This is a genomic window from Priestia sp. 10L35 (assembly GCF_056395685.1).
Genome location: NZ_JBFTKA010000005.1, coordinates 172,658 through 191,511, shown reverse-complemented (window position 1 = coordinate 191,511; position 18,854 = coordinate 172,658). Strand labels below are relative to the sequence as shown.

General features: G+C 37.7%; 18 protein-coding genes. 13 read left to right on the top strand and 5 right to left on the bottom strand.

The features are described from left to right. Window positions 1-302 precede the first annotated feature (302 nt). Window positions 303-2,231 (top strand): lipoteichoic acid synthase, encoded by a 1,929-nt coding sequence (gene ltaS / locus AC1DEF_RS19220; RefSeq protein ID WP_075421274.1) that lies wholly within the window; start codon window positions 303-305, stop codon window positions 2,229-2,231. A gap of 76 nt (window positions 2,232-2,307) precedes the next feature. Here ltaS and AC1DEF_RS19215 read toward each other — a convergent pair whose 3' ends face one another. Together AC1DEF_RS19215 and AC1DEF_RS19210 are read right to left on the bottom strand one after the other, a co-directional pair. Further along, window positions 2,308-2,508 (bottom strand): YolD-like family protein, encoded by a 201-nt coding sequence (locus tag AC1DEF_RS19215; protein WP_074893948.1) that lies wholly within the window; start codon window positions 2,506-2,508, stop codon window positions 2,308-2,310. A gap of 229 nt (window positions 2,509-2,737) precedes the next feature. Continuing rightward, window positions 2,738-3,208: a GNAT family N-acetyltransferase gene (locus AC1DEF_RS19210; protein WP_043980274.1), complete on the bottom strand. Its 471-nt coding sequence runs from the start codon at window positions 3,206-3,208 to the stop codon at window positions 2,738-2,740. Window positions 3,209-3,319: 111 nt separating this feature from the next. Between AC1DEF_RS19210 and pdxR the strand changes: the two genes are divergently transcribed. From pdxR to AC1DEF_RS19160, 10 genes are all read left to right on the top strand, one after another. Beyond that, window positions 3,320-4,717 (top strand): MocR-like pyridoxine biosynthesis transcription factor PdxR, encoded by a 1,398-nt coding sequence (pdxR, locus tag AC1DEF_RS19205; RefSeq protein ID WP_477727528.1) that lies wholly within the window; start codon window positions 3,320-3,322, stop codon window positions 4,715-4,717. Window positions 4,718-4,851: 134 nt separating this feature from the next. After that, entirely contained in the window at window positions 4,852-5,787 is a 936-nt protein-coding gene (mmuM, locus tag AC1DEF_RS19200) for a homocysteine S-methyltransferase (RefSeq protein WP_097824257.1), read from the top strand. A 293-nt stretch (window positions 5,788-6,080) separates the two neighbouring features. Beyond that, window positions 6,081-6,713: a fumarylacetoacetate hydrolase family protein gene (locus tag AC1DEF_RS19195; protein ID WP_013081877.1), complete on the top strand. Its 633-nt coding sequence runs from the start codon at window positions 6,081-6,083 to the stop codon at window positions 6,711-6,713. A gap of 360 nt (window positions 6,714-7,073) precedes the next feature. Then, complete coding sequence (locus AC1DEF_RS19190) at window positions 7,074-7,580, top strand: CBO0543 family protein (RefSeq protein WP_377575264.1); 507 nt, start codon at window positions 7,074-7,076, stop codon at window positions 7,578-7,580. Window positions 7,581-7,808: 228 nt separating this feature from the next. Continuing rightward, complete coding sequence (locus tag AC1DEF_RS19185; protein ID WP_477727527.1) at window positions 7,809-8,372, top strand: ImmA/IrrE family metallo-endopeptidase; 564 nt, start codon at window positions 7,809-7,811, stop codon at window positions 8,370-8,372. 328 nt (window positions 8,373-8,700) lie between these two features. Then, the gene (locus AC1DEF_RS19180) at window positions 8,701-10,005 is read left to right on the top strand and encodes a CitMHS family transporter (RefSeq protein WP_028407583.1); all 1,305 of its coding nucleotides are present in this window, start codon (window positions 8,701-8,703) and stop codon (window positions 10,003-10,005) included. Between the two features lie 153 nt (window positions 10,006-10,158). Then, window positions 10,159-11,748: an ATP-binding protein gene (locus tag AC1DEF_RS19175; RefSeq protein ID WP_097824255.1), complete on the top strand. Its 1,590-nt coding sequence runs from the start codon at window positions 10,159-10,161 to the stop codon at window positions 11,746-11,748. A 27-nt stretch (window positions 11,749-11,775) separates the two neighbouring features. Then, window positions 11,776-12,447 (top strand): response regulator, encoded by a 672-nt coding sequence (locus AC1DEF_RS19170; RefSeq protein ID WP_013081881.1) that lies wholly within the window; start codon window positions 11,776-11,778, stop codon window positions 12,445-12,447. Window positions 12,448-12,471: 24 nt separating this feature from the next. Continuing rightward, window positions 12,472-13,440: a tripartite tricarboxylate transporter substrate binding protein gene (locus AC1DEF_RS19165; RefSeq protein WP_097824254.1), complete on the top strand. Its 969-nt coding sequence runs from the start codon at window positions 12,472-12,474 to the stop codon at window positions 13,438-13,440. A 138-nt stretch (window positions 13,441-13,578) separates the two neighbouring features. Continuing rightward, window positions 13,579-13,761: a hypothetical protein gene (locus AC1DEF_RS19160; RefSeq protein ID WP_477727526.1), complete on the top strand. Its 183-nt coding sequence runs from the start codon at window positions 13,579-13,581 to the stop codon at window positions 13,759-13,761. A gap of 36 nt (window positions 13,762-13,797) precedes the next feature. Here the strand turns inward: AC1DEF_RS19160 and AC1DEF_RS19155 are convergent, their stop codons facing one another. Next, on the bottom strand, window positions 13,798-14,670 hold the full coding sequence (locus tag AC1DEF_RS19155; RefSeq protein ID WP_013055563.1) for a LysR family transcriptional regulator: 873 nt from the start codon (window positions 14,668-14,670) through the stop codon (window positions 13,798-13,800). Between the two features lie 140 nt (window positions 14,671-14,810). Between AC1DEF_RS19155 and AC1DEF_RS19150 the strand changes: the two genes are divergently transcribed. Both AC1DEF_RS19150 and AC1DEF_RS19145 read left to right on the top strand, forming a co-directional pair. Further along, entirely contained in the window at window positions 14,811-15,929 is a 1,119-nt protein-coding gene (locus AC1DEF_RS19150; protein WP_097824253.1) for an AbrB family transcriptional regulator, read from the top strand. A 65-nt stretch (window positions 15,930-15,994) separates the two neighbouring features. Next, window positions 15,995-16,768, top strand: coding sequence for a class I SAM-dependent methyltransferase (locus AC1DEF_RS19145; protein WP_043980252.1), 774 nt, complete (start codon window positions 15,995-15,997; stop codon window positions 16,766-16,768). A 38-nt stretch (window positions 16,769-16,806) separates the two neighbouring features. On the opposite strand, the gene AC1DEF_RS19140 is transcribed toward AC1DEF_RS19145, so the two are convergent. Continuing rightward, on the bottom strand, window positions 16,807-17,652 hold the full coding sequence (locus tag AC1DEF_RS19140) for an ABC transporter permease (protein WP_013081885.1): 846 nt from the start codon (window positions 17,650-17,652) through the stop codon (window positions 16,807-16,809). Next, a complete protein-coding gene (locus AC1DEF_RS19135; protein WP_097824252.1) occupies window positions 17,645-18,850 on the bottom strand; it encodes a quaternary amine ABC transporter ATP-binding protein in 1,206 nt (401 codons plus the stop codon). Before AC1DEF_RS19135 ends, AC1DEF_RS19140 begins: the two co-directional genes overlap by 8 nt. Between the last annotated feature and the right edge of the window lie 4 nt (window positions 18,851-18,854).

Genomic DNA, 18,854 nt, shown 5'->3' with positions numbered 1-18,854 from the left:
ATTATACAGCAAGATGAGAATAGTTTGTATATAAATTGTGAAAAAATGCACAAGTTTGCAGTACGGGTGTTGCAACAGAGTACAGTATATGAGGGAAGAAGGGGTTTTATGATAAAAAAGGTGATTTTAGTTTATTTATTTGTGGGTATTAGGTAAACTAGTAGATGAATTTAAAGAATCTATCTATGGTTGTGAAGGCTAGGATTTCATTTAATTTTCATTTTCTATGAGTATAATGATAAAGGTTTTCTATATGTTCTTTGTGAATCTACTCATAAACTAATCGAGAAAGGAAAATCAAAATGAAGCGAATCGTTTCTAAGCCGCTGCACTATTTCATATTAGCCGCTGTTTTAATGTGGATAAAGTCGTACGTGGCTTATAAAACTGAATTTAACTTAGGCGTAAGCGGCGTAATGCAGCAAATGCTGCTGTTCATAAACCCTGTGAGTTCAGTGCTGATTTTTTTAGGAATCGGCTTATTTTTTAAAGGAAAGAAAGCAGGAGCTTGGATCCTTGCAGGCAGTTTCATTATGACGCTGCTGTTATACAGCAACGTTCTCTATTATCGTTTTTTTAACGATTTTGTAACGCTTCCTACACTGTTGCAAACAAGTAATGCAGGAAGTATGGGCGGAAGCATTATGGATTTATTAAAAGCACATGATGTTTTTTATTTTGTTGATTTTATTATTTATTTTTTCTTCTTTTTTAGTAAAAAAATTGACTGGCATAATGAAAAAGTATCGGTTAAGAATGCTGTAACCATTCTTTCTTTAGGATTTATGGTTTTTTCTGTAAATTTAACATTAGCAGAAATTGATCGCCCACAGCTTCTATCTCGAACTTTTGACCGCAATTATCTAGTGAAGTATTTAGGCGCCTATAATTATACGATGTATGACGGTGTTCAGACTGCTCAAAACTCTAAACAGCGAGCTTTTGCAAGCAGCAATGATTTAACAAACGTCGTTAATTTTAAAAACAGTCATTATGCGGAGCCTAATTCCGTTTATTTTGGAAAAGCTAAAGGGAAAAATATTATTAAAATTCATTTGGAATCATTTCAGTCTTTTTTAATTGATTACAAATTAAATGGCCAGGAAGTGACACCTTTCTTAAATTCGTTGGCCCATGGAAATGACTTTACGTATTTTGATAACTTCTTTCATCAAACGGGACAAGGAAAAACATCAGATGCTGAGCTGATGATGGACAACTCTCTATACGGCCTTCCTCAAGGTTCTGCCTTTGTACTGAAAGGAAGCAATACGTATCAGGCAGCACCAGCTATTTTGGATCAAAAAGCTGGCTATACGAGCGCTGTGCTGCACGGAGACTATAAGACGTTTTGGAACCGTAACGAAATTTACAAGCAGTTCGGTGTGGATAAGTTCTTTGATGCAAGTTATTACAATATGACGGGTGAAAATAAAATTAATTATGGTTTAAAAGACAAACCGTTCTTTAAAGAATCTGTTCCAATGCTGCAGTCTTTACCGCAGCCGTTCTATGCGCATTTAATTACGTTAACAAATCACTTTCCATTTTTACTTGGAAACAATGAGGCAAGCATACAGCCGGCTAACACGGGCGATGCAACAGTTGACCGTTATTTCCAAACGGCTCGTTATTTAGACGAATCATTGCAATCTTTCTTCCAAGAACTGAAAGCTTCTGGGCTTTATGATAATTCTGTGATTATGATTTATGGAGATCACTACGGTATTTCTGAAAATCATAATGCGGCAATGGAAAAAGTAATGGGAAAAGAAATTACCCCTTATGAAAATGCTCAGCTGCAGCGTGTACCTCTATTCATTCACGTTCCTGGAGTGAAAGGCGGAGTTAATCATACGTACGGTGGAGAAATTGACGTTGTGCCAACTCTTCTTCATTTAGTAGGGATTGACAGCAAAGAGTTTATCCAATTTGGCACAGATTTATTTTCTAAGGATCATGATGATGTAGTGGCATTCCGCAATGGCAACTACGTATCTCCTAAATATACATTAGTGGATGGAACGTATTATGATTCTAAGACGGGCCAAGCCCTTAAAGAAAATAATCAAATGAAAGCTTATAAACAGAAGGTAGCAAAAGAACTGGAGTTATCTGATCAAGTGCTTTATGGAGACTTGCTTCGTTTCCACAAGCTGAAGGATTTTCAAACAGTCGACCCTTCAAAATATATGTACGGGAAAGAAGAAACAGAAACATCAGCTAAATAAAGCTAAAATCAAAAGAACATGATGACTTCTGCAAAGCAGAATGAACATCATGTTCTTTTTTACTGTAAACTATTCATCAATAAATTTCTTTAATTCCCGATAAGCGAATAGAGAAAGTATTTTGCTGTTCATCTTTTAATGAAAGCGTTTGGTCCGTTAAATCTAGGCGCTGTACTTTTCCTTTAAACGTTTGAAGCAAACCGTTTTTATAATAGTTAATTGTAACGGCCCCGTTTTTTCTTAATGCTTTTAAAATCATCTTCAAAACTCCTTCCATATTTAAAATGTTTATGATTAACGAGCTGTAACATTCATTTTCATTTGCATATTTTTATTATACACAAAAATAGAAAGCGTTTTCACTTAAAGTTTGAACACTTTGTGAAAACTTTAACAGAGAATGTGACAAATACATACAGAAACTAATTTATTTGTCGTATTCATCATAAAACACATTTATGAAAGGAGTGTTAAGAACGTGTTAAAACTTTATGGATGGAAGAATATTATAAAATATCGTTTGAAATGTCGTAGTGAATCCATTCATCGTTTGTTACATTTCCGCCCATTTTTCTGTAAAGCATTTGGGCTCTTGTGTTATCATAAGCCGTTTCCCAAGACATAGTTGCATACTGATGTTCTTTTGTATACTGGTGACTAGTCGAAAATAACTTTTCTCCAATTTTTTGTCCTCTTGCTTTTTCAGTAACGTACAAGTCATTTAAAATCGCTACAGGCTTTACACGCGTGGTGCTAAATGTAAAATAAAGCGTCGAAAAACCTACTGCTTCGTCATTTTGAGTCGCGATAAACTGAACGCCAGCATCCGGATGCTGAAATAAGTGATTAATTAAATTTCTCAGCTGCTTTTTGGTAGGCTGAGGGCGCTTGTAAAAATCAACAATGTATTCGTTCATTAATGAAATAAGTGCTTCCATGTCAGCGGCATTAGCTTGACGAATTGTAATAGTAGTCATTAAATCTTCTCCTTTTTAATCAGATGATCTACACTTATAGTAAAAGAAATGTATCCCCTCTAAAAGAGCCAGATTTGAAAAATAAAATAGGGACAGATGAAAGGAGCTAGCGTGAAGTTCACACCTTTATTAAACCGCAAAGATGATATGCCTTTGTATCACCAGCTATATGAATATATAAAAAAAGAAATTGTATCCAGCAGGGTAGAAGTGAATGACAAACTGCCTTCTATCCGGTCTTTTGCTGATTACTTAAACGTAAGTCGAAATACTGTAGATATGGCCTATCAGCAGCTTTTAGCTGAAGGGTATGTAGAAAGCAGGCCCAAAAGTGGACTGTACGTAACGAATACACAGTTTGATTTACTGCAAACAGATAGAAAGCCGACTGTATTTTTACATCCTCACTCAGAAACAAAGTCGTGTACCTATGATTTTCGGTATGGAAAAGTTGATAACCGTTTGTTTCCCTTGGATGAGTGGAAAAAACGATACAATGAAAGTCTTCAAGCTTATAGAGAATCTCTGTTTACTTACCAAGAAAGTCAAGGAGAAGAATCACTGCGAGAAGAAATTGCGACGTACCTTTATCAATCAAGAGGAGTGGTTTGTTCAAAACATCAAATTATTATTGGAGCAGGTACGCAGCAATCACTCAGTTTACTAGCGCAGATGCTAAAACCAAGCATCTGGGACATTGCCTTTGAAAACCCTTGTTATGACGGGGCTAGCTTTGTATTTAAGCAGCATGGATTTTCCTTAAAACCCGTGTCGCTTAATAACAAAGGGATAAACATCCAAGAGCTTTATGATAGCCTAGCACGAGCTGTTTATGTCACACCATCTCATCAGTTTCCATACGGAATGATCATGCCTGTTTCAAGAAGAATAGAGCTTCTTAAATGGGTGAATGATCGCAACGGATTTATTATTGAAGATGATTATGACGGAGAATTTCGTTATAAAGGCTCTCCCATCCCTTCATTGCAAAGCTTAGACACTGAGGGGCGCGTCATTTATACAGGTACATTTTCAAAATCTTTTATGCCTTCTTTAAGAATCAGCTACCTTGTATTACCTGAAGTTCTTCTAAAGGAATATCATGAACGCTTCTCTTTATACGAGCAAGCTGTTCCAACTCTCCATCAGCGGACGCTCGGGCTGATGATGAAAAATGGAGAGTGGAGTAAGCATTTAAGAAGAGTAAGAACTGCTTATCAACTGAAACACAGTACTCTTTTAGCAGCTTTACAGAAGGAGTTTAACAAAAACATCACGTTGTCAGGAGAATCTGCAGGTTTGCATATACTTATACGCGTGCACAACGATATGAACGAACAGCAATTAATTAACGCAGCTCGAAAGCAAGATGTCTCTGTCTACGGTACCTCTCGTTATTTGCTTACGGAAGTACCTAAACAAAAGCCTCATGTTTTGTTAGGCTTCGGAAGTTTGGGGAGAGAAGAAATAGAAGAAGGAATAAAACGATTAAAAAAAGCTTGGTTATAAATCCATGCTCGTTTTTTCGGTTTCTTGACAAAAGTTGCCTAGTCCTTTAGACTTTTTTGCATATATTTTAAATTATCTGAAAGGAGGATAGGGTAATCGAAGCTAACTGCTAGTGGACAACCCTAGATTAAACAATGAATCCTATCCAACAAATTTTACATACATTTCCTGTGATTGTACTAGATGGTGCAATGGCAACTGAACTGGAGAGATATGGCTGTGATCTAAACGACAGCTTATGGTCTGCTAAAGTGCTGATGGAGCAGCCAGAATTGATTAAGAGAGTGCATCAAGATTACTTTTCAGCAGGAGCTGACTGTGCGATTACAGCAAGTTATCAAAGCACATTTGAAGGTTTTTCTAAACGTGGTTTGAGTGAAGCAGAGGCTCGCGAGTTAATTCAAGCATCTGTAAAAATTGCGGCTGAAGCAAGAGATGAATTTTGGCAGCAAGAAGAGAATCGTCTTAATCGCCCAAAACCAATTGTCGCCGCTTCGGTAGGGCCTTACGGAGCATTTTTAGCAAACGGATCGGAATATACTGGACAGTATGACGTAACAGAAGAAGAGTTAATGGAATTTCATCGTCCTCGTATGAAAGCATTAATTGAAGCAGGAGCAGACGTATTAGCTTGTGAAACTATTCCTAATGTAATGGAAGCAAGAGCCATTGCGAGGCTGCTAGAAGAGTTTGAAGGAGCGTACGCATGGATTACGTTCAGCGCAAAAGATGACCTGCACATTAGCAGCGGAACATTAATCTCGGAGTGTGCACGCTATCTGGATTCCTATGAGCAAGTAGCGGCTCTTGGAGTTAACTGTACGCCGCCTCAATATATTTCTTCACTTATTAAAGAAATTAAATCTCAAACGGATAAGCCAGTCATTGTGTATCCAAATTCAGGGGAGCATTATGATGCTGAATCTAAAACATGGAACGGGATATCTGCAGGCGAAACGTATGGCTGCAGCGCTCACAGCTGGTATGAAGCAGGTGCTCAGTTAATCGGAGGGTGCTGTCGTACAACTCCAGATGATATCAAAGGCATTACAAAATGGGCTAGAAAATAACGGATTAAAAGAAAGAGAATGTGAGAAAAGTTGTTTCGCTAACGTTAAACACGAACGATCTATCAAAAATAGATCGTTCGTGTTTTTTATGGTCATGGTGAACGTAGGTTTCGTGTGGGCAGGTCCTTCTAGCTGTTACACGGAAATCAACAAAGGTGTCATAAGCAGTTCAGCTCATTTATCCCCATTTTCTGTCTTTAGATTAGATTCATTTTATTATGTCCCAATCTTTTTTTCTTGTAAAATAAAAGAATACAAGTTGAAAAATCTTTATTTGAACGAAAGAAGGGATGATGAAAGTGAAAGATATTAAAAATATTTATTGTGTAGGGCGGAACTACGCACTGCATGCAAAAGAATTACATAATGATATTCCAACATCACCTTTTTTATTTTCCAAACCTACTCACGCTCTCGTTGAAGCAGCTGGACAATCAATCACTCTTCCTAGCGACCAAGGAGAGGTGCACTTTGAAACTGAACTGATTCTTCATATTGGACAATCTTACAAAGAGGGCATAACAGTAGATGAACTTGTTGACGAGATGACGATTGGATTAGACTTGACCCTTCGAGACGTGCAGAGCGAATTAAAACAAAAAAAGCACCCTTGGCTGCTTGCAAAAGGGTTCAAACGTTCAGCGGTCGTGGGAAACTTTATTCCATTTGAAGGAGTAGAAGCATCTAAGAAGAAAGACTTTTCGTTAGTGAAAAACAATGAACGCGTGCAGCTGGGGAATATTAAAGATTTGATTTTTGACTTACAAACGATTATTGATTTTACTGGAAAACATTTTGGTCTTGATAAAGGAGATCTTATTTTTACAGGGACACCTGAGGGAGTAGGTCCGCTTACTCATCATGATGAGCTTTCACTTAAATGGGGACAGCAAGAGCTTGGTTCTTGCATCATTTCCTTTCGTTAACAAAAAGAAGCTGAAACAAAAGTAGTTTAGTTGAAGGAAGATCCGAACGATGAATTGAGATTCTTGATAGAGAATCCAACTCGTTCGGATCTTTTATTGTGATGGTGAACGTAGATTGTATATATTTGCTTCTAGCTGTTGATTAGAGGGTAAGGCGAAGACTCCGGGAGGAAAGTGGAGTGGCTGAGACCCCGCAGAAGGGTAAGTGAAGTTTTGCACGAAAATCAACAGCGGTGTACCACGCAGTCCAAATCATTTATCCTATTTGTTCGTATTTAGTTTGGCTTGCTTTCGTTATGCCTCAATCTCTTTTTCTGCGAAGTCTTAATTTTTTAGCCTTCAGAATGAATTTAATATCCAATGGGAAAGCTGTTTCTATCTCCTATAGAAAACGAGGTCCTCAGCATGGTGCTCTTAATCCTTACAACGGTGATTTCTATTTTGAGTGTACTAGTTATGCCAAAACGTATCAGCTGGATAGAAATGTACACAACTTCTTTGTTTGTTATGTTTTTAGGATCGGTAGCAGATATATATCTTGATGTTAAATATGATCTTTATGGATTCTTCACAAAAGGAGTAGATTTTGAATATCTTTTAATTTTTATTTTTGTTTATCCTGCAACGAATAGTGTGTTTTTAAATTTTTATCCACAGAGCAAGAGTTTGGCTAAAAAAGCTTTATATATTACAGTGTGGGTAATTCTTACAACCCTGTTTGAATACATTTCTGCCCAAACAGAAGTGTTTTATTATAACGAATGGAAGACGCTATACTCGTTTTTTTGCTATCCTTTTCTTTATATAGCAATGGTTTTAAATTTAAAAATGATACGGAGGCTTCAGATTATCGATAAACAAAAATAGAAATAAAAAAAAGTAATGATAAATCATAAAAAAATGATATTTTATTAATGGCTACATATGTAATATAGTAAAAATAGAAAATAAACGAAGCAGCATATAAGCAGGGTTAAAAAACATCAAAACGGGAATCTTGACATTAACTTCATGTTTTTAACCATGTATTGTGAATGAATATACTTATTGCTAAATAATATGTTGTAGAAGGAATTTAGCAAAGGAGGCAAGAAGATGTTTAAGCGTAGTGAAAAAATCCAAATTCATGGCGTAACGTTTCATGGAGTCATGAGTGCGAAGCAAAAAGCCGCCCTGCAGGAAATTGCTAATGTAACAGACGAAAAAGACTGGGATGGGCTAAAAGGTGTGTATTGCTTAGGCAGTGTAAAAGTGCAAGGGAAAGATGTGCTAGGCGTGTACTATGGCCAATTTAATGATAACCTTCCAAAAGATAAGCGCAAACTTCAGTTTGAAATTGACTATATTAAATATACAGTAACGGAATGTCCTATTGTCTTTATCGATACAACAAAAAATAAAAAGCCTCATCAATTTGCTTTTATCATTCTGCATGAATTAGGCCATCATGTGGATCGTATGACAAATGGAATGCTTTTAAAAGAAGGAAATAGAACGCAAGAAATGTTTGCTAATACGTATGCTTTAGAGAAATATTCAAAAATAGAAAAGTTCCAAACAAAGAAGTTGAAAAACATTCCATTTTTAGAGGAGTCTCTTACTCAATGGAATAAAACTCCTCATTCTGGAGCTTATTCTCTTAGAGTTCAAATTGAATAATTCACGAGAATAGTTCCTCTCTCTCCGTTTTTTATTTTCCTATCTTTTTTCCTCTTCCTTTCTTTTATTCTTCCAATGAACAAAAAGGATTTAATTACCCATAAAGTTTTAAAAGTTTTTATAGTACGAATTATTTACACTATACCCTCCTGTAAATTATGATTATTTTAAGAAAAAACAGAAAATTTTAAAGTTTTAAGGTACAACTTAATAGTGAACAAGCGATGTTGTAATCGTATAGACGAACTGGCATACATATGCGAGTCATACATACAAACGAATCGCTTCCACTGTTATGAAAGCGGATTCAAAAATAGGAGGGGTAATAATGTTAGCTATTCTTGGGTTTTTGATGGTTTGTACATTTATGTTTCTAATTATGACAAAACGATTAACGCCGCTTATTGCTTTAATGGTTATTCCAGTATTGTTTGCAATCATAGGGGGATTCACAAGTGATATTGGAGAAATGGCTTTAAATGGTGTAAAAGAATTAGCACCTACAGGCGTTATGTTAATGTTTGCTATTTTATATTTTGGGATTATGATTGATGCTGGTTTGTTTGATCCAGTTGTAGGAAGAATTTTAAAAATCGTAAAAGGTGATCCACTAAAAATCACAATTGGTACAGCTATTTTAGTTCTTATTATCTCATTAGACGGAGACGGAACAACAACATATATGATTACGCTCTCAGCGATGCTTCCGCTTTATAAAAAGCTAAACATGAAGCCTATGATTTTAGCCTGTATCGCTATTATGGGTAGTGGAGTTATGAACTTAACGCCTTGGGGCGGACCTACTGCTCGTGTGATGAGCGCATTGAAGTTAGATGCTTCACAGGTGTTCACACCACTGATTCCAGCCATGATTGGTGGAGCTGTTTGGTTATTATTTACGGCTTACTATTTCGGGAAAAAAGAGCGCCAGCGCTTAGGTGTTATTGATATTCAAGACGTTACAAATGCTCAAGTAGCTTTTGCAGAAGCAGCCGCTGCTGAAGGAATCGAGTACAAGCGTCCGAAGCTTTTATGGGTAAACTTTGCTTTAACAGCTCTCTTATTAGTAGGACTTATCACAGCAGTTATGCCGCTTCAAATTCTGTTTATGATTGGATTTGCAATCGCTATCATGATTAACTATCCAAATTTAGAAGTTCAAAAAGAGCGTATCACAGCACATGCCGGTAATGTACTTGCTGTTGTATCTCTTGTATTCGCAGCAGGCGTATTTACAGGCATTTTATCAGGTACAAAAATGGTAGATGCAATGGGTAATAGTTTAGTAGGATTAATTCCAGATGCGTTAGGGCCTTACATGTCTGTGATTACAGCCATCACAAGTATGCCATTTACGTTCTTTATGTCAAATGATGCTTACTACTATGGAATTTTACCAATTATTGCTCAAGCAGCTTCAGCATACGGCATTGATGCTGCAGAAATTGGCCGTGCTTCATTGATTGGTCAACCTGTTCACTTACTAAGTCCTTTAGTAGCTTCTACGTATCTATTGGTCGGTATGGCAAAAGTCGAGCTTGGTGAATTCCAGCGCTTTACTTTAAAGTGGACGATTGGAACAGCGATGGTGATGCTTTTAGTAGCTATTATTACAGGAGTTATTACGCTGTAAAGATTATGAACCTAAAAACTTATCAATTCCGCTTTTGGGATTGATAAGTTTTTTTGTCTAAAAAGCTTTTGGAATAAGGAGCGGATATACAAAAAATTTTGATAAAATAAAAGAGGAATAGAACTATAAGGTAAAGGCTAAAGGTGCGATGAAATGAAAAAATGGTTTCAAGTATCGCTGCAAACAAAAATCGTAGGTTTATCCGCAGCATTAATCATAACTGTTATTGTTCTTTTAGCGAGTATTTTCTCTTACATGCAGTTTGTAGAATCTAAGAGGCAAGCCGAGCAGCTGGCTCTTCAAGCAGCCAAATCAATATCATTTATGCCGGAAGTCAAAGCTGCTTTTCAAAAAAAACAGCCGAGTCGCTACATTCAGCCGCTTGCCGAGCAAGTGAGGGAACAAATCGGAGCAGCAAGTATTGTAGTTCAAAACCGTGAGCAAATCATCTATTCTCATGCTAATCAAAAATGGATAGGAAAGAAAGACAAAGAGACGGTTAACGATAGAGCACTATTATTCGGCGGATATTATACGCTTGACGGAGAGGGAACCACAGGTCCTGCAATTATGGGGAAAGCGCCTATTGTCATCAGTCACGGAAAGTATACGGAGGTCGTGGGAGTAGTGACGGTTGAGTTTTTAAAGTCTCATGTTCATGCTCAGCTCATTACGCGCATTCAGCAAATTATCCTATTTTCACTAGCTGTTTTATTGCTTGGTATGATCGGGGGTATTTTTTTAGCTAAAAGTATTAAAAAAGATACTCTCGGTCTTGAGCCCCATGAAATCGCTTCTTTATACCGTGAACGAAATGCGATTTTACTTTCGATAAAAGAAGGAATTATTGCTATTGATCATCAAGGCTTTATTACGATGATGAATACATCAGCTAAAAATATGCTAGGACTGCAGACGGAATATTTACATCATCATATCATTGAAGTGTTTCCTTATACGAATATGATTGAAGTGCTAGATACGGGAATAGCCCGAAGCGACCAAGAGATTTTTCTGAATGAAAAAACGTTTATCTTAAACTTAACACCTATTATTGAACATCAGCGAATTGTAGGAGTGGTCGCTAGTTTTCGTGATAAGACAGAATTAAAAAGCTTAATCAATACGATTTCAGAAGTACGAAAGTATTCAGAGGATTTACGAGCTCAAACGCATGAGTTTACGAATAAGCTGTATGTTTTGTCGGGTTTGCTGCAGTTAGGGCAGTACAAAGATGCATTTGAGTTTATTCAAAAAGAATCAGCCGTACACCAAACACAAAACCGTATTCTATTTGATCAGATACTAGATTCTAAAGTCCAAGCAATATTGCTTGGGAAGATTGGAAAAGCATCTGAAAAGAAAATTCACTTTTCGGTTGATTCGGAGAGTACACTCGATACGCTCCCAGAACATATTGAAATTTCTCATCTCATTATCATTATTGGGAATTTAATTGATAATGCATTTGAAGCGGTGAGTCAGCAGTCTGAAAAAGAAGTGTCGTTTTTTATTACCGATATTGGTCATGATTTAATTATTGAAGTGATGGATAACGGACCTGGTATATCAGAAGAAGTACTAAATCAAATTTTCACAAAAGGTTTTTCAACCAAAGGTACAGACAGAGGATACGGACTGGCAAATATAAAGAAAATGGTAGATGAGCTTGGAGGATCTATTGAAGTGTATAATCAGCCAAAAGGAGGAGCCATTTTTTCAGTTTACCTTCCAAAAAACTGAATCATGAGAAGTAAGGGGAGAGTTGAAATGTTAAGAGTCGCAATTGCAGAAGACGATTTTCGAATTGCTCAAGTTCAAGAGCGATTTTTATTAGAAGTAGATGGTGTGGAAGTTGTAGGTAAAGCGTTGAATGCAAAAGAGACGCTTGAAATGCTAAAGGAGAAGAAAGTTGATTTACTTCTTTTAGACATCTATATGCCAGATGAAATGGGAACAGATTTACTGCCAAAAATCAGAGCGCAGTTTCCACACGTTGACGTTATCGTGGTAACGGCTGCTACCGAAAAAAACATTGTAGAAATCTGTTTGAGAAACGGGGTCGTTAATTATTTGATTAAGCCGGTTATGATGGAATCCTTCATTAATGCTATTAAACAGTATCAAGAGAAAAAGGAACTGTTTAGTACGCATGAAGAAGTTGATCAATCATTTATTGATGCGTACTTTGGACATGTCAGAACAAAGCCAAAAGCGGATAAATCTCTTCCTTCAGGTATTGATGGTATCACATTACAAAAGTCAAAAGATATTTTAAAAAGCATCAAAGGAATTACGATCGAAGAGATGGGGCAACACATGGGAGTATCTAGAACGACAGCTAGACGATATTTAGAGTATCTAGTATCAACTGGTGAATGTCACGTTGAATATGATTATGGGATTATTGGACGGCCGGAGCGCAAGTACTATTTAGCGTAGCATTAGCCTTGAAGGATGGTATATATGATCAAAAAGCTCATGATAGTGTTTATAAGTGTATTGCTTGTTAGCTGTTCTTCTCCCTCTAAAAAAGACCGTATTGATATGGGGGAAATTGAAATTGTGGCAGCCGGTGCAAAAGGCGGAGGAGCAGATGCAACAGTAAGAGCCATTCAACAAGTGCTAACGGAAAAGAAGATTGTGAAGGTACCCGTTTCTGTTAGTAATAAAATAGGTGGGCAAGGTGAAGAAGGATGGAAATATATTAAACAGAGAAAAGAAGGGAATATTGTTTCCGGAAATTCCAGCTTACTGATTACAAATAATTTGCTAGGGCAAAGTCAATTAACCTATAAAGACTTTACTCCGCTCGCTATTTTAACATCTGAATGGGAGGTCATCGTAGTCCCGGCTAACTCTCCTATATATAATTTAAAACAGCTCATACGCACGTTAAATCAAAGTGAATCCAGCGTGAAAGTGGGAATATCACCTCGCTTAGGAAACGACGATCATTTATCGTTCATGCAGCTAAATAAAAAAGCAGGCGTAGACTCTTCCAAGCTTGAGTTCTTCGTTTACAACAGCAGTCATAAAGTGATCGATGCGCTCGTTCATCATCAGCTAGATGTAGCACCTATGTCATTATCAGAAGTAAAAAAGCAGTATGAACAAGGGCAGGTAAGAATACTCGCCGTTTCTTCTCCCAGCAGGCTAGAAGAGTTAAAAGAGATCCCAACGTGGAAAGAAGCGGGAATTGACGTAACATTTAGCCATTGGAGAGGTCTAATGGGCCCGCCTAATATGACCAAAGAGCAGGTAGCATATTGGAATAAGACAGTGTATGAAATGGTTCATACAAAAGAATGGGAACAGCTGCTTAAAGATAACGATTTAACCTCTTTTTATAAAAATAGCAGCGGTGCTAAAGTCTTTCTTGAACAGCAAAGCAAGCTGTATTCTGACTTAATGGGCGGAACAAATGATGAATAAATACAATAGAAAGAGGTTGGGATAAAAGGATTTTAGACGGAGTGAAAAACGAACCATTGATCAAGGTTTTTGATTCGTGGTTCATTTTTTTGTTTTGGTGAGCATAGTTTCATCTGTTTTGTTCCTTCTAGCAGTTGATTGGAGGGCAAGACGAAGACTCCTGCTGGAGAAGCGGAGCGGAACAGAACAGATGAGACCCCACAGGAGAGTAAGCGACGAGGAGGCTCACACCGGCCGCCCGCGGAAAGAGAAGTCTTGCACGGAAATCAACTGCAGGGTCAAAAGCAGTTCAGCTCATACATCCCATTTGTTCGTCTTTAGATTGAATTCATTTCGGTATGTCTCAACCTCTTTCTATCAGTGTACATCTTTTAAATCCAAGTTTTGAATGAACTCAATAAAAGCTTTTACGATGTTAATCTTTAATGAATCCTCATGATAAAACATCCATGTACTGCGCGTTAAAGGCTGCTGGTCTTTTGTTTTTAACGTGTATCTGTAAATCTCTGCTGCGTCATCAAGCAGCATACTCGGCAAAATCGCATAACCGAGTCCATTTACAACCATCTTTTTGCATGTTTCTGCTTTATCCACTTCAATACTGACAAGGGGAGGCTGAGAGTAATTTTCAGCCCACCAGTTATCAACAGATGTTTTTAAAAAACGATCTTGGTGATAATCAATTCGAGGTATATTGGGAAGGTTGTTTATATCAACAGGCTGTGCAGACGCAATGCAAATCGTTTCTTTAAAAAGCAGCTCTTTCTGATCCTGCCAGTTATAATCACCTTTTACAAACGCAATATGAACATCGTGCTTATAAAGTAAGTGGGCCATGTCACTGCTCCATCCGGTAGTGACTTTGAATTCAACGTCAGGAAATCGCTCTTTAAATAGCCGTAATAGTCCAGGGAGCTTGTAGTCAGTGAAAAAGTTAGACACTCCTAGACGTAAAGTACCGGTTAATTGATCATCCATGTTTAACACATTTTCTTTTATTTTTTGAAGCGTGAGCAGCATTTCTTCTGCGCACTTCACTAAATATTCCCCCTGTGGTGTAAATTGAACGCCGCGGCGTCCTCTGTTCACAATCTGAACATGAAATTCCTTCTCCATCTGCTGCAGTCTATGCGTAAGCGCAGGCTGAGAGATAAACAGTTCCTTGGCTGCTTTTGTAATGTTTTTTTCTCGATACAACACTTGTAGAATAAGCCAATCTCGATCGTCCATACTATCCCTCCAGGAATAAAAAAAATGAATGGTTTATAATAAAATTTCGATATTTTAATTATCTCTAAAATTATACTATAGTTAAGAAGAGGAATGTTCGGTGTAAGAAAGAAAAGCCTTGTAGAAGGAAGGAAGTAGATATGAACGCAAGAATTATTTTTTTACAATCTATATTTTTTATTTTATTAACAAGCATAGGAGGATTTCTTTTATCGTTAACAGGTTTATCCATTGGCTGGATGCTTGGGACCCTCATTTTAGCTGCTATTCTAGCTTTCCGAAAGCCGCGTTTTTTATCTCAAACAAGCAAAAAAGGTATTCCAAAATATTGGCTGTACGCAGGACAGTGTATTTTAGGGATTGAATTAGGTCAGAAGATTAACTTGTCTGTATTAACTACGTTTCAATCTCACTGGTCCACCATTACGATCATGCTTTTGCTGTCCGTTGTTTTTTCTCTTTTATCCGGTTATTTGCTATGGAAGTTCAGTTCCACAGACTTATTAACAAGCTTTTTCGGCACGACTCCTGGAGGAATGAGCGCAATGCCAGGCATGGCTGAAGAGGTAGGGGCCAATACGGCAATTGTAAGCATTATTCAAACGATGCGCGTGTTTTTAGTTGTGCTTGCTGTTCCTTTATTTGTGGTCTATTGGGGAAGTAATACAGGTCGGCATGCAGTGGCAGCTACTCCAAGTATTTTTGGGTGGGAATCACTGCTATGGACAGGCGTTTTAATCGTTACAGCAGTAGTAGGCTATTATATAGGAAAAAAACTAAAATTTCCTGCTCCTTGGTTAGTAGGGGGAATGCTTACTGTTGCGATTGTTCAAACAGCTGCTTCATCGTACGTGGGATATAATCTTCAAGCATACTGGCCTCATTCTGTTATGATTTTATCGCAAATTTTTATCGCGTCAAGCATTGGTTCTCGCTTTCATAAAGAAATGTTTATTGGCGTGAGAAAAATTATAGTTGTTGCGCTTATTAATACAATCGGTTTGATCGCTGCTATGTTTGTTTGTGCACTAGCAGTCTCCAAAATAACTGGAATCGGGCTTATTACGTCTATTTTAGCGTTTGCTCCTGGAGGCATTGCAGAAATGGCAACAACATCAATTGTACTGCAAGGCGATTCGACGTTGGTAGTAGCGGTCCAAGTGCTTCGAATTTTAACCATTTGGCTGCTTCTTCCTCCGCTGTTTCGCATGTTTCATCAATGGGGAGAAAGAAAAAGAATACATTCACACGTTTCATAATAAATATGTGAATGCACTAGGCAAAGTAATAGAGAGTTTTAATGAGAAAAATGGGGGGAGAATAGATGAGTAATAAAGAAATGGTGGTCAGTCAGTTCGGGGGGAATGCTGGAAAGTACGTCAAAAGTAAAGGGCATGCGAAAGGCAAAGATTTAGCTATTTTAGCGGAAATTGCTGAAGAAAATAGAGGAGGAAAGCTGCTTGATGTAGCAACAGGAGGAGGACACGTGGCAAATAAGCTAGCACCTGTTTTTCAAGAAGTAACGGCTTTTGACTTAACTCCTCAAATGCTGCAAAGTGCTGAAGGCTTCATTAAAGAAAATGGTTATGAAAATGTATCGTTTGTTCAAGGAGATGCTGAAGATATGCCATTTCAAGATGACGAGTTTGATACGGTAACGTGCAGAATTGCACCGCACCATTTTCCTAATATTAAACAGTTCATCAAAGAGGTGTACCGAGTGTTAAAGCCAGGCGGACAGTTCTTGCTCATTGATAATGTAGCACCGGAAGTGAATGCTTATGACGAGTTTTATAATCGAGTTGAAAAGACAAGAGATCCAAGCCATTATCGTGCCTATAAAAAAACAGAGTGGCTTTCTATGCTTGAAATGCAAGGATTCCGTACAGAAGTGCTGACAACTTTTCCAAAGCGCTTTTTATTTGATGACTGGTGCGGGATGATGAATGTTTCGGAAGAGACAAAGCGTGAGCTTACTCAATATATGCTGAATATACCAAGCGGATTTAAGCAATTTTTCGACATCAAAACAAATCAACAAAGAATTGAATCGTTTCAAGGAGAAGCAATCTTTGTAGCGTGTTACAAAAATAAATAAAAAGAGGCCAACTCATCGGAGTTGGCTTCTTTTTTTACTTATGCTCGTTGGTTTGAACGATTTCCAAAATATTGCGTAATACGATCTAAAATAATCGCTAAAATAACGATTGAAATTCCAGCTTCAAAGCCCGTGCCGACTTCAAGTCGAGAAACTGCACGATATACTTCCGCACCAAGTCCCGGAGCACCTACAAGAGAGGCAATAACAACCATTGAAAGAGATAGCATGATGCTTTGGTTAATTCCGGCCATGATTGTTTTTGTGGCTAATGGAAGCTGTACTTTAAATAATTTTTGTTTTGTTGTTGAACCGTAGGCATTTGCTGCTTCTACTAGGTCAGCGGGTACTTCGCGAATACCTAGGTTCGTTAAACGAATCGTCGGAGGCATTGCAAAGATAACAGATGAGATAACACCTGGTACCACACCGATTCCAAAAAAGAAAAGTGCTGGAATCAAATAAACAAATGCGGGCATTGTTTGCATAAAGTCTAAGATTGGCGTAATAATTCGAGCCGTCTTTTCGCTTTGAGATGCCCAAATGCCAAGCGGAATTCCTACTATAATCGAAATCAGTACGCTTGTTAAAACGAGAGCTAGTGTGTCCATGGTTTCTTGCCAGTAGCCAAGATTAAGAATAAATAACAGGCCAATCATCGATAAAATAGTAAATGACCATTTTTTACTTGAAAACCAAGCAATGATTCCGACAATTAAGATTAAAATTAATGCGGGTGGAAAGGTTAGCACTAGTACAATAAAACTTACAATACCATCGACAATCGCTGAAATAACATCAAAAAACCCTTTGATATTATCATTTAAAAACGTGACAAAATGGTCAATCCAATTGCCAACGGGAATTTTAGGAATACTATTCATTTACGTTCACCTCATTACTATCAGTACCGGCGAGTGCTTCAATCACTCGTTCTTTTTTAATGATGCCGCGCAGACGATGGTTTTCATCTACAACCGGTAGTGGAAAGCGGCTGATAACCATTTTGTCGTACAGGTTTTCTAGTAGCGTATCTGTTGTAACAGTTGGAATATCCGTATCTAATACGTCTGCTGTCAGTTTATTTTGTTTAATGGCACGGCTAATATCATCTGCAGTTACAACTCCTAAAAGAGTTTTTTTCTTGTCTACGACGTAGATGCTTGAATAACCAGCTTCTTGCATAATTTTAAGAGCCACGCGCGGACCTCGGTCTACGGTAATAGATTCGGCACGGTTCATCACGCTTTCAGCTGTGTATACTTTAGCTACATTAACGTCTTCCACAAAGCGCTCAACATAATCATTGGCAGGGTTTGTCATAATTTCTTCAGGTGTTCCTACCTGAACAACACTGCCGTCTTTCATTAAAACGATGCGATCTCCGATTCGAAGAGCTTCATCAAGATCATGGGTAATAAAAATGATTGTACGTTCCATTTTTTCTTGAAGCTCCAGTAAGAAATCTTGCATGTCTTTACGAATAAGCGGATCTAGTGCACTGAATGCTTCATCCATTAATAAAATATCAGGGTCATTGGCAAGTGCTCGGGCCAGTCCGACACGCTGCTGCATACCGCCGCTCAGTTCACCAGGGTATTGATTTTCGTACCCTTTCAAACCTACTAATTCAAGCGCTTCTTTTGCTTTCTTTTCACGTTCGGCTTTTGGTGTACCTTGAACTTCTAGTCCGTATTCTGTGTTATCAAGAACCGTACGGTGAGGGAATAGGGCAAAGTTTTGAAAAACCATGCTCATTTTTTTTCGGCGCATGTCGCGGAGTTCATCTTTGTTCATTTTTACTACATCGTCACCGTCTAAAATAAGGGATCCAGATGTTGGTTCAACAAGGCGATTAAACATACGAACTAAAGTGGATTTACCACTTCCAGACAGGCCCATAATAACGAAGATTTCACCGGATTTGATTTCGAAGTTTGCTTGATTAACCCCTATTGTCATTCCTGTTTCTTCTAGAATTTCTTTTTTTGTTTTTCCTTTTTGAAGTAAATCAATCGCTTTTGACGGATTCTTACCAAACACTTTGGTTATATTTTGTACTTTTAATTTTACGTGTTCCATATGT